This is a genomic window from Pseudomonas sp. 34 E 7, assembly GCF_900005715.1.
GTDB classification, from domain to species: Bacteria; Pseudomonadota; Gammaproteobacteria; order Pseudomonadales; family Pseudomonadaceae; genus Aquipseudomonas; species Aquipseudomonas orientalis_A.
The window spans coordinates 1-15,185 of record NZ_CVTX01000064.1 but is presented as its reverse complement, the minus strand read 5'-3'; the positions used below and the strand labels follow the sequence as shown (position 1 = coordinate 15,185).

The window sequence follows — 15,185 nt, the reverse complement described above, 5'->3', positions numbered from 1 at the left end:
GCCAGCTCGTGCCAGCCGAGGGCGATGGAGGCCGGGTCGGCCAATACCAGCGTCATCGCCAGGCCACCGGCCGGCGGGTGCAGGCAGCGCAGCCAGCAGATCAGCACAACGGTCATGCCCGCCGCCAGGCAAGCGCTGCCCAGGGTGCGTCCCAACACCCGTGCCACGAGCAGCGCCACCACGGCCGCGCACAGGTAACTGCCCATGATCGACCAGGGTTGCGCCAACGCCCCCGACGACACGGCGAACAACAACACCGCCGACGCCCCCAGTGGGCCCAGCAGATGCAGGGCGACTTCCATGCCAAACACCTGGGCACACACCCAGACACTGAACAGGGCACCCAACGCCATGCCGATGGCGGCGCGGCTCCATTCAGCGGGACGGGTGTTGATGGCGGCAGGTAACCAGCGAGCGAGCATTGAAAAGGGTCCTGAAACGGGGGGCGAAAAAAAGGCCTGCCTGGTTTCCCTGGAAAGCCTTGAACGTTCCAACGTTATTGGGGGAGGAAAGCGTGCAGTGTGCCAACTGGGTTACAGCGACGCCAATGCATATTAATGAGGGTTGAATGCAAAAAATATGTATTCAAGAGGCTTCGCCGAACGGTGTTCGAGCGGCACCCAAGGGCGATGGGGTGCTGATTTTGCCCAGCACAAGGCTATCGAGTTCTTCGTTGAACAAGCGTTTGTGCAGGTTCTCCTGCATACCTGGCTCGTCAGCCAGCGGGCCCTTCAACGCCACCAGTGCGTCGCGTAACCCCATCAGCCGATCCAGTCTCGGCGCCGCTACAGCCAGCCTATCCTCTCGCACGGCATTGACTCCTTGTTGTTATGCAGGTTCGCGACCAGCGTTGTGCCAGACATCGCCTGACGCAGGTGGTAAATAATTAATCCACTTGGCAAGCGAGTCTACAGTTGAGGTTCAGGCGTCGGAAGGCAAAGTGCACCGGCCCTTACGCAAAGCTCTGTAGGTGTTTTCTCGGTGATTTTGATGAAAAACACCCACGGTTTTGTGAGTTGGCGTTATTTCTTACGCGCTCTTTGGAAACACGCTCAGGGAGCGGTGTTTTTCTCCAGATGGAGCAACACATAAGGCGTCTTATCGAACGCTCCAGTGAGCGTCGGTGTGAGCGAACGCAAGCGCGGGTCAGTCAGGTTCTGGAAGTCCTCCTGGCTCATCACCAGCCAGGCCGGCGCCTGAATAGGCTGGAGTTCAACGGGCAATTGGGTAAACAGCGGGACCTTGTCGCAATTGAAGTTGACCATGAACTTGATGGCTTTTGCGTCTTTGCCCAATGCATGCAACACCAGCGGTGCCGGTTGTTGCAGGATCTGCTCCTTGGCCGCCAGCGTGAACGTGCGGGTGTCGTAAAGGCTGCGCTCCAGGGGTTCGACCACTGAGATGTAAGTCGTCCAGACCGCCGCCACCGCAACGAAAGCCGGCCCGACCGCGCGCAGTCGCGCCTTGAACAGTGCCAGCACCGCCAGCCCCTGCAGTACCGCCAGCAGTCCGAACATCAGCCCCAGATCGGCCAGCAGTTCCGGGTAGCGGCGTCGCGCCGCGATCAGGCCGACCGCCAACAGCGCAGGTAGCAGCGTCCACAGCACCAGCATCAAACCGCGCAACCCGCTGAACAGTCGGCCCTGAGCGACCTGGAACGGATACGCAGCAATGATCGCGGCCATTGGCAGCATCGGCAGGATATAACGTGCCTTTTTCGCCTGGGGCACCGACAAGCCAAGCATGACCAAGGCACCGGCCGCCGCGCAGTACAGCACCAGCTTCAGCGCCGGGTCTGCGGCTCGGCGGCCGCCGCTCATCACGGCCAGCAAGACCAGAAGCGCCACCGGGTAGGCCAGTGCGTAGTTGCCCAGGGAACTGGTGAAGTAATACAGCACGCCGCTGGAGCCTTCGCTGCCATCCATGCGCCCCAGAAATTGCATGCGAATCACTTCATGCAGGAAGTCTTCGCCACCGCTGAGCTTGGCCAGCAACAGCAACAGGCCGATACACGCCGCCAGCAACGCGAGCGCTAACAGCCCGAAGCTGAACAATTGCCGCCATTGGCGGTTGATCAAGTAATAGCTGCACAGCACTCCGGTAGGGATGACCAGACCAATCGGCCCGCGAATCGCAAAACCGAGCATCAACAGCGCAAACACCCAGTGCAGACGCTTGGCCGCCGAGAAATGATCATGGGCATAACCCAGGTAAAACACGGCCAGCGTCACCGCCGCCAGCATCTGGTCCAGGGAGACGGCGCGGGTTTCGCTGATAAAGGTGCTGCTGAGCAGCAACATGGCGATGCTCAGCACGCCCCAGCGCTGGGAGTAGGGCGCGGTGAGTCGATACACCAGCACTACGATGCAAGCCGAGGCGACAGCACTGGGCAGCCAGGCCGTGAGGCTGGTGACCTCGCCCAATGGCAGGGACAATAACCAGGTCAGCAGGGTCGAGGTGGCCAGGTAGTCTGCATACGGCTGGCCGTAGGTGGTGGGAAAAAAGCTCGGGCCATGGCGCAGCATCTCCTGGGCAAATACCACGAAGCGCGAGTCGAAGCCGATAATTGCCTGGTGCCAGTTGCCGGCGATGAATAGCACCAGTGCCAGAAGCCCCAAACCCAGTGACTGTAGACGGATTGTCGGATTGAGCAGGGGCGGGTGCGCATTGTTCACTTATCAGCCTGCCTTGGCCTGTGGCATCCAGTTTTGCTGGGGGATCGGCAAGTCGCAGGAGTCACCACGGCCGATAGGGAAATACTTGAAGCCCTTGCGCGTCAGGCGCTCGCCGTCGTACAGATTGCGCCCGTCAAAGATCACCGGGGTTTTCAGGCGCTGGTGGATCAGGTCGAAGTCCGGCGCCTTGAATTGCTGCCACTCGGTGCAGACGATCAGCGCATCGGCGCCGCCCAGGGTGGACTCCGGCGTGCCCATCAGCATCAAGCGCGGGTCATCGCCATAGATGCGCTGGGTTTCCTGCATGGCTTCGGGGTCGAAGGCACGTACGTTGGCGCCGGCCTCCCAGAGCGCTTCCATCAGCACGCGGCTCGGCGCGTCGCGCATGTCGTCGGTATTGGGTTTGAAGGCCAGGCCCCACAAGGCGAACGTCTTGCCGCGCAGGTCACCCTTGAAGAACGCGTTGATACGCTCGAACAGCTTGCCTTTCTGGCGCTGGTTGATCGCTTCCACGGCTTCGAGCAGGTCGCTGGAGCAGTTGGCCTGCTTGGCGCTGTGGATCAGGGCGCGCATGTCTTTGGGAAAGCATGAGCCGCCATAGCCGCAACCTGGATAAATGAAGTGGTAGCCGATGCGCGAGTCGGCACCAATGCCCAGGCGCACGGCTTCGATGTCGGCGCCCAGGTGTTCGGCCAGTTCGGCGATCTGGTTGATGAAGCTGATCTTGGTGGCGAGCATGCAGTTGGCGGCGTATTTGGTCAGTTCGGCGCTGCGCAGGTCCATGAAGATGATGCGGTCATGGTTGCGGTTGAACGGTGCGTACAGTTCGCGCATCACCTCCCGTACTTCTTCGCGCTCGCAACCGATGATGATGCGGTCCGGGCGGCGGCAGTCGGCCACGGCCGAGCCTTCCTTGAGAAATTCCGGGTTGGAGACGATATCGAATTGCAGCTCACGGCCGGCGGCGCGCAGGTTCTTGCGGATGTGGTCGCGCAAGGTATCGCCGGTGCCCACCGGCACCGTGGATTTTTCCACCAGGATCACCGGTGCCACGCGATGGCGGGCGACTGCATCACCCACCGACAGCACATATTTGAGATCGGCCGAACCGTCTTCATCCGACGGCGTGCCCACCGCAATGAACAGCACTTCACCGTGCTCGACGGCAAGTTTTTCGTCGTAGGTGAAATGCAGGCGTCCGCTTTCCAGGTTTTCCTTGACCATGGCCGCCAGGCCGGGCTCGAAGATGGTCACGTGGCCCTTCTGCAGCGACTCGACCTTGCGCTGGTCAACGTCCATGCAAATAACATCGTGACCGACTTCGGCTAATACCGTGGCCTGTACCAGGCCGACGTAACCACTACCAAATACACTGATTTTCATGGGGTATTCCTGGGACTTGAGGTGCTAGCACGACGAGAGTTGATGACCAGTACGCCGAGGATGACCAACGCCACCCCCAGGGTTTTCGAAAGCGAAAAGTGTTCGTTGAAGACCGGCAGGCAGGCCGCCAGCAGGTACACCAGCGCGTAGCTGATGCTGAGCAGTGAATACGCACGCCCCAGGGGCAGGTGCTTCAGCGCGCCGAGCCAGCAGAGCATCGACAGCGCATAAGCGATGATCGCCAGGATCACCACGCAAAGAGCGCTGGGGTCGATGCTGCCGGTGCTCAAGGCGTTCGGCCACTGATCCGGCAGCGGCAGCCGCGTCATGCTCCAGCGCATGCCCAATTGGGCGGCGCTGACCAGGCCGACGCTGCCCAGGGCCAGGGCGAAACCGCGTGTCCGGCTCATACCTGGCGCCCCAACAGCACGACACCCGCGATGACCAGCACCACGCCCAGCCAGTGGCGGCCATCGATGGGCTCGGCAAACACAAAGCGCGCCATCAGCGTGACCAACACAAAGTTCAGGCTGAGCATCGGGTAGGCAATGCCCACTTCCAGGCGCTGCAGCACCAGCAACCACACCAGCAAGCCGAGGCCCAGGCACACCAGCGCCGACCACAACCAGGGTGAGCGCAACTTCAGCGCCCAACCGTCGGGCACGTCACGCCAGCTTTCCACGGCAAACTTCTGCGAGACCTGGCCCATGCAGGTGAGCAGGCAGGCCGTGAGCAATAGAAGCAAGGTGATCATGGCGCGACCTGCGGGAAAATCAGAATCACGATATTGCCTTGGGCATACCGCTGGCCGTCCGCGGGCAGCAGTGCGAGTTCTTCCTTCTCGCCCTGGCTGTTGACGCGCATCACCACGCCCACCGCACCGCTGCGGCGGGTTTGCGCCATCCAGGCCTGGATTTGATTGCGGTCAACCAGGCGCTGGGCGGTATCGGCGTAGGCCAGCCCGTATTTCACCTCGCCAGAGGTGTTGTAGAGGGTGATGTCGGGCCGTTTCAGCCGCCAGGCCAGCGCTGCGGACGCACCCAGGTCGTTGCTCAACAGCGCAACGGAGGGCTTGAGTTCTTCGGCGTGATCGATGATGAACTGGTCCGGCGTCTTGTTATAAACCACCGAATGGGGCAGGGCGGCGGGCAACAAGACCACCAGCAAGCCACTGCCGATCAGCGGCGCGGCCCACAGTTTCACCGGGCGTACTGCCTGCAGCAGGTTGGCCAGGATCCAGCCGAACACGCCGATAAATACCAGCACCAGGCTGAGGGTTTCCTCACCGGGTTCGTACAGCGGCTTCTTCCATTGGAACCAGATGAGCGCCAACAGCACGAGCACACCGATCGCCAGGTTCAACCAACCGTTGATGCGCAATACGCGGCCCCGGCCTTGAGCGAGCTTGTCACTCAACGTTGAACCCATCAGCAATGCCAGGGGCAGCAGGCACGGCATGATGTAGGAGGGCAGCTTGCCCTTGGCCAGACTGAAGAATGCCAGGGGCATCAGCAGCCACAGCAGCAGGAACGCGGTTTTCGGCAGGCGCTTGTCCGACCATGCCTGCTTGAGCGTGGACGGCAACAGCGCAACCCACGGCAACGTGAAAGCGATCAGCAACGGCAGGTAGTACCAGAACGGTTCGGCATGCTGGGCATCTGCACCGGCGAAGCGCTGGATATGCTCATGCCAGAAGAAGAAGTGCCAGTAATCCGGCTCTTGCAGGTGCACGGCCAATGCCCAGGGCAAGCTGATCAGGATCGCCACGGCCACGGCCACCGGGCCGAATTTGAACAGTTCAACCGAGCGCTTCTGCCAGAGCGCGTAGGGCAGGGCGATCAATACCGGCAGCAGCCACGCCAGAAAGCCTTTGGTCATGAAGCCCATGCCGCAGGCCAGGCCCAACAAGGCCCAAGCCCCCAGTCGAGCACGACGGGTAGTGCTGTCGAAGCAGAACCACAAGGCAGCGCCGGTCAGGTTGACCCAGAACGTGAATTGAGGGTCCAGGTTGGCGTAGCCACCCAGCATCGCCACGCTGACGAAACTCATGTACAGCACGCAGCTGACCAGGCTTTTTTGCGGGTCGTTCCACAAGCGGCGTGATACCAGATAAACCAGCAGAATGCTCAGCCCGGTGCTCAAGGCCGAGGCAAAACGCACTCCGAACAGGTTCTGCCCGAAGATCGCCTGGCCCAGCGCAATCATCCAGTAGCCGGCGGCGGGTTTTTCGAAGTAGCGAATGCCCATGAAGTGCGGCGCGGCCCACTTGCCGGTGAGCAGCATTTCCTGGCTGATCTGCGCATAGCGGGTTTCATCGGGAATCCACAGCCCGTGGGTCGCCAGCGGTAACAGGTAAACCACCCCGAACGCCAACAAAAGCAGGGGCAATGCCCAGCGACGGATCATGCCTGCTGTACTCCAAGCCAGCCCTCGCGGCCGCTCAATGCGCCACGCACCAACTGTTGCTGGGGCAGGGTGGTCACATCTGCAGGCAGCAGCTCGCCCAGGGGTTTGAAGTCGATGCCGCGCTGCCCTGCCTGGGCGAGCAACTGGCGAAAATCATTGGCCATCAGAATCCCTTCTACTTCTGCGTGGATCGTGTAGACGTTCAGCGTCGAGGCGCTGAACCGATCCAGGATGAAACGGTTGAAGTCTGTGGCAGCCACCACCGGCCCGACGACTTCGTCGAAGGTCGGCAGGTCCACCGGAATTTGTGGGGTGCCCGCGCTGCCATCGGCCAGGGTCGGTCGAAACAGGCAGGTGCCCCGGCAATCGCTGTTGTAGCGAAAATTGAAGGCTTGTTTGGCTTGCACCACACGTTCATCGGCGCGCCAACCGGCGGCCGCCGAACAGTCGATACGCTCGCCAAGGATGTCGCTCAGGGTGTCCACGCCGCGCCGGATCTGCTCGACCAGCTGTGCGTCGCTCCAGCGCCCGGTATTGGCCTGCCAGCCATGGTGATCCCAGGCGTGCAGGCCGACTTCATGCCCGGCGGCCTTGGCCTGGCGCATCAGATGCCCCAGGTCGCGGCCAATCGGTTTGCCCGGCCAGGCGGTGCCGGCCAGCAAAATGTCCCAGCCATACAGGCCGGCGGCATTGGAACGGAGCATTTTCCACAGGAACTGCGGGCGGATCAGGCGCCACAAGTGGCGCCCCATATTGTCCGGCCCGACGCTGAAGAAAAACGTCGCCTTGACCCCGGCTTCGTCCAGGGACTCGAGCAGCCGCGGCACACCATCACGGGTGCCACGGTAGGTGTCGACGTCGATGCGAAGGCCTGCCTGCATTACTTTTTATCCGCTATTTCAAGCATGGCTTCACGCAGGAAGAAATCCAGCGTGTTGCCGATGGTTTCGCTCATCTCCACGGTCGGCTCCCAGTTCAGCAGGCGCTTGGCGTTGTCGATGCTTGGCTTGCGGTGGGCCACGTCCTGGTAACCGGTGCCGTAGAACGCCTTGCTCTCCACGTCGCGGAAACCGGCGAACGGTGGGAAGTTGTGGCGCAGCGGGTGCGCTTCGAACTGACGCAGCAGCTCTTCGCCCAACTGGCGGATGCTGGCTTCGTTTTCCGGGTTGCCGATGTTGATGATCTGGCCGTCGCAGACACCGTTTTCGTTATCGATTATGCGCGCCAGGGCTTCGATGCCGTCGGCGATGTCGGTGAAGCAACGCTTCTGCTCGCCACCGTCGAACAGGCGGATCGGCGTGCCTTCCACCAGGTTCAGGATCAATTGGGTGATGGCACGGGAGCTGCCGATACGCGCCGAGTCCAGGCGATCCAGGCGCGGGCCCATCCAGTTGAACGGACGGAACAGGGTGAATTTCAGGCCCTTGTCGCCGTAGGCCCAGATCACGCGGTCGAGCAGTTGCTTGGAGACCGAGTAGATCCAGCGTTGCTTGTTGACCGGGCCGACCACCAGATTGGAGGTGTCTTCGTCGAAGTACTGGTCCTGGCACATGCCATAGACTTCGGAAGTCGATGGGAAGATCACGCGCTTGTTGTACTTGACGCAGTAACGCACCAGCTTGAGGTTTTCTTCGAAATCCAGCTCGAACACGCGCAGCGGGTTGCGGGTGTATTCGATCGGGGTGGCGATGGCCACCAGCGGCAGCACCACGTCGCATTTCTTGATGTGGTACTCGATCCACTCGGTGTGGATGCTGATATCGCCTTCCACATAGTGGAAGTTGGGGTGGCTGCGCAGGCGCTCGATGGCGTCGGAGCCGATATCCAGGCCGTAGACTTCGTAACGGTCGTCGCGCAGCAGGCGCTCGGACAGGTGATTACCGATAAAGCCGTTCACCCCCAGGATCAACACACGGGTGCGGCGTGGCTTGCGGCCCGACTCGGCGCCGCGCAGCACGGAACCGTCCACCAGGCCCAGTTCATCGGCCAGGGAAGGGCCGGCCAGGTACAGGCCGTTGTCGTTGCGCTGGCCGAACTTGACCACCAGTGAGTCTTCGCCACAGGCAATGCGCAGCGGGTTGACGCTGATTACGCGGCCCGGCGCCAAACCGTCGTTGCCTTTGACCACCTCGGCCTGCCACACGATGAGCTTGTGCTCGCCGACCGCGCAAAAGGCGCCAGGGTAAGGTTGCGTTACGGCGCGGACCAGGTTGAACAGTTGTTCGGCGGGGTTTTTCCAGTCGATCTTGCCATCGGCGGCGGTACGGCGACCAAAGCAGGTCGCCTGGCTTTCGTCCTGGGCCGTTTCGCTCAGTTTGCCCAGGGCCAGTTGCGGCAGGGCGTCGCGCAGCAGGTTGCTGGCGGCATCACGCAGTTTGGCGTGCAGGCTCAGGCCGGTGTCGCTGCGCTCGATGCTGACTTTCTGCTGGGCCAGGATCGCACCGGCATCGGCACGCTTGACCATGCGGTGCAGGGTCACGCCGGTTTCGGTTTCACCGTTGACCAGCACCCAGTTGGCCGGTGCGCGGCCACGGTATTTGGGCAGCAGCGAACCATGCAGGTTGAACGCGCCGTGGCGGGCGGTGGCCAGCAGTGGCTCGCTCAACAGGTTGCGGTAGTAGAAGGAAAAGATGAAATCCGGGTTCAGCTTGGCGATGCGTTCGACCCACAACGGGTGGTTAGCGTCTTCCGGAGCGTGCACCGGGATACCGTTGCGGGCACACAGCTGGGCGACGGAGCCGTAGAAGTTGTTTTCCTTGGGGTCATCGGCATGGGTGAACACCGCAGCGATGTCGTAACCCGCATCGAGCAGGGCTTCAATACCGGCACAGCCAATATCGTGGTAGGCGAAGACAACGGCTTTTGAACTCATGACTGGACCTGATCGGAAGTAGAAGTAGAAGTATGGGAAGACACCAGGCCATCAACGACGACCACGGGAGCCGGTGCTGCCGGTTGGTTGCGCAGCACTTTTTCAATGAAGAAACGCGGGCGGGCCCGCACATCGCTGTACATGCGGCCCAGGTATTCACCCAGCAGGCCCATGCCGATGAACTGGCCACCGGTGAACACGAAGAGCACGGCAAACAGCACGAACAGGCCGTCACCCGCCCAGCCGGCACCGAAGGCCAGGCGCATGACGATCAGCGCAATGGCAAACAGCACGCCCAGCGCCGCCAGGCTGAAACCGACGATGGACAGCAGGCGCAATGGCGTGGTGGTCATGCAGGTGAGCAGGTCGAACATCAGGCTGATCAGGCGCATGGCGCTGTATTTGGATTCGCCGTGTTCACGCTCGGCGTGGTGCACCAGGATTTCCGTGGTGTGACGGGCAAAGCCGTTGGCCAGGATCGGGATAAAGGTGCTGCGCTCGCGGCAGGCAAGCATCGCGTCGACAATGGTGCGGCGGTAGGCGCGCAGCATGCAGCCGTAGTCAGTCATGGCCACGCCGGTGGAGCGCTGCACGGCCAGGTTGATCAGGCGCGAAGGCCAGCGACGGAACGCCGAATCCTGGCGATTGTTACGCACCGTGGCGACCACGTCGTAGCCCAGGGCGGCTTGTTCCACCAGGCGCGGGATTTCTTCCGGCGGGTTTTGCAGGTCGGCGTCGAGGGTAATCACCACTTCGCCCCGGCACTGCTCGAAACCGGCCATGATTGCCGCATGCTGGCCGTAGTTGCGGTTGAGGATCACCGCGACCACGTTGCTGCCATCTTCGGCGGCGGCGTCTTCGAGCAACTGCGCCGAATCGTCGCGGCTACCGTCATCCACCAGGATTATTTCGTATTCGTAAGCCAACTGTTTGCAGGCGGCCGTGGTGCGGCGCAGCAATTCGGGCAGGCTCTCTTGCTCGTTATAGACCGGAATAACGATCGATACGCAATGAATAGGGTAGGGTTTCAAAGATTCAAGACCTCGGCTGGAGCAACTTGGAGCGCGAAAAACAGCAGCGTTTATTGGGCGAAACTACAGCCCGCAGATGACAAAGCGGCGATAAAGATAAAGCGTAATCAACAGCTTAGTCGATTAACCCCGGATTGCTCTGAAGTGTCGCATACAAGGTTAAGCGCAAAAATGTTCAACGAATATGAAAGGCGGATGAAAAACTCGTTTATTTGACAGGTAGACAGCTAGGGTTCAGCTATGTGGCCAAGGTGTTAAACCTTGTAATTTTCAGGCAGATAGGAACAGCCCGCCGAGTATTTGGTTCACGTGGGCAGCACCCGTGATGGGCGCTGTGTATCTATTCAACAATCTTCTCTGCATTGCCCTTCAAGTGCCGGTAAAGTAAGCCATCTCTTGCCAGGGTACTCGGATGAATAGCGTGCAGCTTTTACGCGGCCAGTTGCGGCCGGTGTTGATGGGATTGTGGGTATGCGTCGCCTGTGTCACGGCCGTGCGGGCCGATGAAGGCGTGGCCCTGGCGAACATTGATCAGGTACCCGAAGGTGTCGAAGTGCGTGGCAAGCAAGTCGCCGCCTATACCTGGGACGACCGCCAGGGCAAAAACCTGCTGGTGCTGGCCGAACAGGTCGGCGAGCGGGACGACGATGGCACCCAGTCGGCCTTTGTCTACGCGGCCCAATACCTGCTGGCGGGCGAGCATCCCAAGCGCGTGTGGATGCTCTATGACGACGTACGCCAGTGCCAGTTCGACGCCAGGCTGCACTTTGACAGGGCGGCTACCCAGGTCACCGACCTGCTGGGTGACGGCAATACCCAGGCGACCGTTGGCTATTCGCGCACCTGTACCAGCGACGTCAGCCCGAATGAATTCAAGTTGATCATGCATGTCGGCAAGTCGGAGAAGTATCGCCTGCGCGGCGTTGACCGCTACGGCGCAGCCTGGTGGGACGAGGACGCCGGTGCCTTGCGCGGCATGCCGTTGCCGACCGATTGCAGCGTGGCCGCCCAGCAGGCGCTGGTCAGCCAGTACAAGGAGCAGGGCACCGAACTGCCGCTGCCAGGCTGCTACGCCGACGAGAAGGATTTCGCCAAGGCGCCGGACAGTTACCTGACCTTCATGCGTCGCCACTGGTTTGCCCTGATGCAGAAACAGGACGCCGATTGGAGCCAATCCCAGGCTCAACCTCAGCCATCTGCCGAAGAAGAAGAGGTGGCGCCTTGATTTGATGGCAGGGCCGATACTGCGCTAGACTCGGCCTTCGCCAATCAATAAATATCACGATGAATCAATGGATTGCTTGTGATATTTAATCCAAAGGCTGATCTACCTTGACTGAGTCCATCCGCAACCCGCTGACCCTCTACCTCACCCGCCTAGCGCCCTCCAGCCAACTGACCATGCGTTACGTGCTGCAGGACGCCGCCGACCGCCTCGGCCTTGACGAGGTCAACCTGGACGACATCGACTGGCACCTGCTGCAGCCCGAACAGGTGATTGCCTTGGTCGCCGCGTTGCGTGAGGACGGCTATGCGCCGAACACCTCGTCCCTGTATGTGAATGCCGTGCGCGGGGTGATGAATGAAGCGTGGCGGATGAGCCTGATCAGCCAGGAACATCTGTTGAAGATGCGTTCGGTCAAGGCCGCGTCCGGTACACGGCTGGGGCAGGGACGCAACCTGCGCCGCACGTTGATCCGCGAAATGATGGAAGTCTGCGCCGCCGACCCACGCCCCCAGGGCCTGCGCGATGCCGCCGTCATCGGCCTCCTGTACGGCTCGGGCATGCGCAAATCGGAGTCGGTCAACCTTGACTTGGCGCAGATCGACTTTGAGCAGCGCAGCTTGCGCGTGATTGGCAAGGGCAACAAAGAACTGGTCAAATACGCGCCGAACTGGGCATTCGCCAAGCTGCAGGCCTGGCTGGAGTTCCGTCGCGGGCAACTCAAGGAAGGCGAAGAGGACGACACGTTCCTGTTCAACCGCATTCGACGCGGCAGTCATATCACCCGGGAACGTATCACCAAGCACGCGATTTACTACATCGCCCGCCAGCGTGGGGACCAAGTGGGCGTCAAGATCATGCCCCATGACTTCCGTCGCTCATTCATCACGCGGGTGATCGAGGAACATGACCTGTCGATTGCGCAAAAGCTGGCCCATCACACCAATATCCAGACCACCGCCAGCTATGACGTACGTGACGACAACGAGCGGCGGCGGGCGGTGGACCGCTTTGATTTGTAGGCGTGGCGCGGCGATCAGGCGCTCGCCAGGTGTGGCGGCAAGCGGCGCAGCGTCCACAGCACGGTAAGCATGGCGGCGGTCGCGCACAGCGCGATGCCCACCAGCATTGGCGCGGGCGTATGGTCGGCAAACAGCCCCACCAGCGTCATGGAGACAGCGGCGGTGACCATCTGAATCGCGCCCAGCAGGGCCGATGCCGAACCTGCCACCGCGCCATGGTCTTCCAGCGACAACACGCCGGCGGCCGGTAATAACAGGCCGAGAAAGCCGAAGCCGATAAACAGCAGGGTCATCATCAAGACCAGGTGATTGCCCCACAGTGTCGTGGCCGCCAGCAGCGCCATCACGGCTGCCACGGCAATCACCGACCAGCGGATCAGCGGCGGCAGGCCAAAACGCGCACTCAGGCGTGCCGTCAGTTGGCTCATGGCAAAGAATGACGCCGCATTCACTGCAAAACACAGGCTGAATTGCGTCGGTGTCAGGCCGAAGTATTCGATGTACACGAACGGCGCGCTGCCGATGAACACGAAGAACGTGGCCAGTCCAAAGCCGCTGACTACCGATAACCCGGTGAACACCGGATCGCGGAGGAGGGCGCCGTAGCTGCCGAATGCACTGCCCAGGGTCTTGCCCAGACGCCGCTCCGCCGGATGGGTTTCCGGCAGTTGCACGATCGTCATCACCAGACACAGCAGCGCCACCACTGCCAATGCGGCAAACACCTCGCGCCAGCTCCACAGCGAAATCACCAGGCTGCCGGCCAATGGCGCAAGGATCGGCGAAACGCTCATCACCAGCATCAACAAGGCCATCAAGCGTGCCGCTTCATGGCCGGTGTACAGGTCGCGGACAATCGCCCGTGGAATCACCATCCCCGCGCATGCGCCAAAGGCCTGCACCGCGCGAAAGCCGATCAGCACTTCGATGCTGGGGGCCAACGCACAGCCGATGCTGCCCACGGTAAAGATCACCAACCCTGCATAGATCGGCAATTTGCGCCCAAAGACATCGCTGATCGGGCCGTAGAACAGCTGGCACACGCCGATGATCATGAAGAACACGGTCAGGCTCATCTGCACGGCGGCCGGCGACGCGTTGAGACTGGCGCCAAGGGTTGGCAGCGCCGGCAGGTAACTGTCGATGGCAAACGGTCCGACGGCGGTGATCAAGCCCAACAGCAGGGCGAGGTGGGCGATGCTTCTAGGCATGGGCAAGTCCGGGCAAAGACGCCCAGCTTAAGGGATTGGCACAGATCCGCAAACTTGGGCTTCACTAACCGAGGCCCGTGCCGATAACGGTACTAACGACGCTCGAACGGTTGGTTTCCCAACCGGCGGTCCAGGTATGGGGATACCAGATGACGATCAAACTACGCTTGATGCTGTTGATTGCGACCGGGCTGCTGACCGCCTTGATCATGAGCCTGGCCGGCTACCTGGGAAATTCCCGGATGGGCGCCGCCGTGCAGGACAATGAAGTCAGCATGACGGTGCTGCGCAACCATATGGAAGCCGACATGATGCACGACGCCCTGCGTGCCGATGTGTTGTCTGCCATGCTGGTGGGGTTGGGCAAAAGCACCAGCACGCCGGCCGACGTCAGCGCCTCGCTCAAGGAGCATGCCGAGCATTTCCGGCAGATGCTGGCGGATAATTTCCAGCTGCCGCTGGACGACACCATCAAGGCCAGCCTGGAAAAAATCAAACCCAGCCTGGAGACTTACGTCAGCGCCGGCGAGCGTATCGTCGCGCTGGCCCTGGCCAACCCCGAGGCGGCGCGTGGGGAGCTTGAGACCTTCAATGCAGCGTTCAGCCGGCTGGAGGAACAGATGGCCACGCTGAGTGAGCTGATCGAAACCAATACCCAGCGAACCAGCAGCGGTACCCGGCAAGCGGTCAGCAATTCCAACTGGATCCTGGGTGTGGTTTTTGGCGCCAGCCTCTTGCTGTTGCTGGCACAAGGACGCTGGGTGATCATGAGCATCATGGGGCCATTGCGCACCGCCAGCCGGATTGCCGACAGCATCGCGCACGGCAACCTGAGCGAACCGATTGTCGAGCCGCGCAACCAGGACGAAGCCAGTACGCTGATTCGCAGCCTCGCCACCATGCAGCGCGATTTGCGCGGCATGATCGACGTGGTGCGCAGCAATGCCCATGAGGTCAACGGTGTAAGCGAACGCCTGAGCCAGGGCTGTCATGAGGTGGCGGGCAGCAGCCAGCAGCAAAGCGAGGCCGCCAGCACCATGGCCGCCGCCGCGAGTGAAATGACCGCCAGCATCGAAGAAATCACCCGTCATGCCGGGCAGGCGCTGGACATGGCCAACCAGGCTGAAACCCTGGCCAAGGACGGCGGCCGGATCATTCATCAAGTGGTCAGCGACATGGACGGCATCGCGCGTTCGGCACAGCAGTCGGCCCAGGTGATCCGCACCCTGGACAAAGAATCCGAAGCAATCTTCAGCATTATCCAGGTGATCAAGGGCATCGCCGACCAAACCAACCTGCTGGCCCTGAACGCCGCCATCGAAGCCGCCCGCGCCGGCGAGCAGGGCCGCGGCTTCGCCGT

General features: G+C 61.4%; 14 protein-coding genes. 3 read left to right on the top strand and 11 right to left on the bottom strand.

Translation table 11 applies throughout. From position 1 onward, the window contains the following. The 10 genes from BFP96_RS02795 to arnC form a co-directional block, all read right to left on the bottom strand. Positions 1–422, bottom strand: a 422-nt coding sequence (locus tag BFP96_RS02795; protein WP_170875971.1) for an HPP family protein, incomplete at its 3' end; no start/stop codon positions are given. 163 nt (positions 423–585) lie between these two features. After that, a complete protein-coding gene (locus BFP96_RS29990; RefSeq protein WP_122464181.1) occupies positions 586–762 on the bottom strand; it encodes a hypothetical protein in 177 nt (58 codons plus the stop codon). Positions 763–1,052: 290 nt separating this feature from the next. Then, a complete protein-coding gene (locus BFP96_RS02790; protein ID WP_065935541.1) occupies positions 1,053–2,675 on the bottom strand; it encodes an ArnT family glycosyltransferase in 1,623 nt (540 codons plus the stop codon). Between the two features lie 3 nt (positions 2,676–2,678). After that, positions 2,679–4,058, bottom strand: a complete 1,380-nt coding sequence (locus tag BFP96_RS02785; protein WP_065884304.1) for a UDP-glucose dehydrogenase family protein — start codon at positions 4,056–4,058, stop codon at positions 2,679–2,681. Continuing rightward, on the bottom strand, positions 4,055–4,468 hold the full coding sequence (gene arnF / locus BFP96_RS02780) for a 4-amino-4-deoxy-L-arabinose-phosphoundecaprenol flippase subunit ArnF (protein WP_065935540.1): 414 nt from the start codon (positions 4,466–4,468) through the stop codon (positions 4,055–4,057). Before arnF ends, BFP96_RS02785 begins: the two co-directional genes overlap by 4 nt. Further along, complete coding sequence (gene arnE, locus BFP96_RS02775; protein WP_065884306.1) at positions 4,465–4,812, bottom strand: 4-amino-4-deoxy-L-arabinose-phosphoundecaprenol flippase subunit ArnE; 348 nt, start codon at positions 4,810–4,812, stop codon at positions 4,465–4,467. The genes arnF and arnE overlap by 4 nt, the downstream gene beginning before the upstream one ends. Then, positions 4,809–6,464, bottom strand: coding sequence for a lipid IV(A) 4-amino-4-deoxy-L-arabinosyltransferase (arnT, locus tag BFP96_RS02770; protein ID WP_065935539.1), 1,656 nt, complete (start codon positions 6,462–6,464; stop codon positions 4,809–4,811). Before arnT ends, arnE begins: the two co-directional genes overlap by 4 nt. After that, positions 6,461–7,345: a 4-deoxy-4-formamido-L-arabinose-phosphoundecaprenol deformylase gene (gene arnD, locus BFP96_RS02765; protein WP_065935538.1), complete on the bottom strand. Its 885-nt coding sequence runs from the start codon at positions 7,343–7,345 to the stop codon at positions 6,461–6,463. Before arnD ends, arnT begins: the two co-directional genes overlap by 4 nt. After that, complete coding sequence (gene arnA, locus BFP96_RS02760; protein ID WP_065892748.1) at positions 7,345–9,336, bottom strand: bifunctional UDP-4-amino-4-deoxy-L-arabinose formyltransferase/UDP-glucuronic acid oxidase ArnA; 1,992 nt, start codon at positions 9,334–9,336, stop codon at positions 7,345–7,347. The genes arnD and arnA overlap by 1 nt, the downstream gene beginning before the upstream one ends. Further along, positions 9,333–10,367: an undecaprenyl-phosphate 4-deoxy-4-formamido-L-arabinose transferase gene (gene arnC / locus BFP96_RS02755; protein WP_065884310.1), complete on the bottom strand. Its 1,035-nt coding sequence runs from the start codon at positions 10,365–10,367 to the stop codon at positions 9,333–9,335. The genes arnA and arnC overlap by 4 nt, the downstream gene beginning before the upstream one ends. A gap of 412 nt (positions 10,368–10,779) precedes the next feature. Between arnC and BFP96_RS02750 the strand changes: the two genes are divergently transcribed. Both BFP96_RS02750 and xerC read left to right on the top strand, forming a co-directional pair. After that, entirely contained in the window at positions 10,780–11,592 is an 813-nt protein-coding gene (locus BFP96_RS02750) for a M949_RS01915 family surface polysaccharide biosynthesis protein (RefSeq protein ID WP_065892747.1), read from the top strand. Between the two features lie 107 nt (positions 11,593–11,699). After that, complete coding sequence (gene xerC / locus BFP96_RS02745; protein ID WP_065935537.1) at positions 11,700–12,614, top strand: site-specific integrase; 915 nt, start codon at positions 11,700–11,702, stop codon at positions 12,612–12,614. A 14-nt stretch (positions 12,615–12,628) separates the two neighbouring features. Here xerC and BFP96_RS02740 read toward each other — a convergent pair whose 3' ends face one another. Beyond that, a complete protein-coding gene (locus BFP96_RS02740) occupies positions 12,629–13,825 on the bottom strand; it encodes a multidrug effflux MFS transporter (protein ID WP_065935536.1) in 1,197 nt (398 codons plus the stop codon). Between the two features lie 149 nt (positions 13,826–13,974). Between BFP96_RS02740 and BFP96_RS02735 the strand changes: the two genes are divergently transcribed. Continuing rightward, a partial coding sequence (locus BFP96_RS02735) for a methyl-accepting chemotaxis protein (RefSeq protein ID WP_065935535.1) occupies positions 13,975–15,185 on the top strand: 1,211 nt, incomplete at its 3' end.

What these genes read in the sequence shown, in the direction of transcription:
- BFP96_RS29990 (WP_122464181.1), bottom strand. Translation starts at nt 762, where the DNA reads ATGGGGTTACGCGACGCACTGGTGGCGTTGAAGGGCCCGCTGGCTGAC.
- BFP96_RS02785 (WP_065884304.1), bottom strand. Translation starts at nt 4,058, where the DNA reads ATGAAAATCAGTGTATTTGGTAGTGGTTACGTCGGCCTGGTACAGGCC.
- arnF (WP_065935540.1), bottom strand. Translation starts at nt 4,468, where the DNA reads ATGAGCCGGACACGCGGTTTCGCCCTGGCCCTGGGCAGCGTCGGCCTG.
- arnE (WP_065884306.1), bottom strand. Translation starts at nt 4,812, where the DNA reads ATGATCACCTTGCTTCTATTGCTCACGGCCTGCCTGCTCACCTGCATG.
- arnT (WP_065935539.1), bottom strand. Translation starts at nt 6,464, where the DNA reads ATGATCCGTCGCTGGGCATTGCCCCTGCTTTTGTTGGCGTTCGGGGTG.
- arnD (WP_065935538.1), bottom strand. Translation starts at nt 7,345, where the DNA reads ATGCAGGCAGGCCTTCGCATCGACGTCGACACCTACCGTGGCACCCGT.
- arnA (WP_065892748.1), bottom strand. Translation starts at nt 9,336, where the DNA reads ATGAGTTCAAAAGCCGTTGTCTTCGCCTACCACGATATTGGCTGTGCC.
- BFP96_RS02750 (WP_065892747.1), top strand. Translation starts at nt 10,780, where the DNA reads ATGAATAGCGTGCAGCTTTTACGCGGCCAGTTGCGGCCGGTGTTGATG.
- BFP96_RS02740 (WP_065935536.1), bottom strand. Translation starts at nt 13,825, where the DNA reads ATGCCTAGAAGCATCGCCCACCTCGCCCTGCTGTTGGGCTTGATCACC.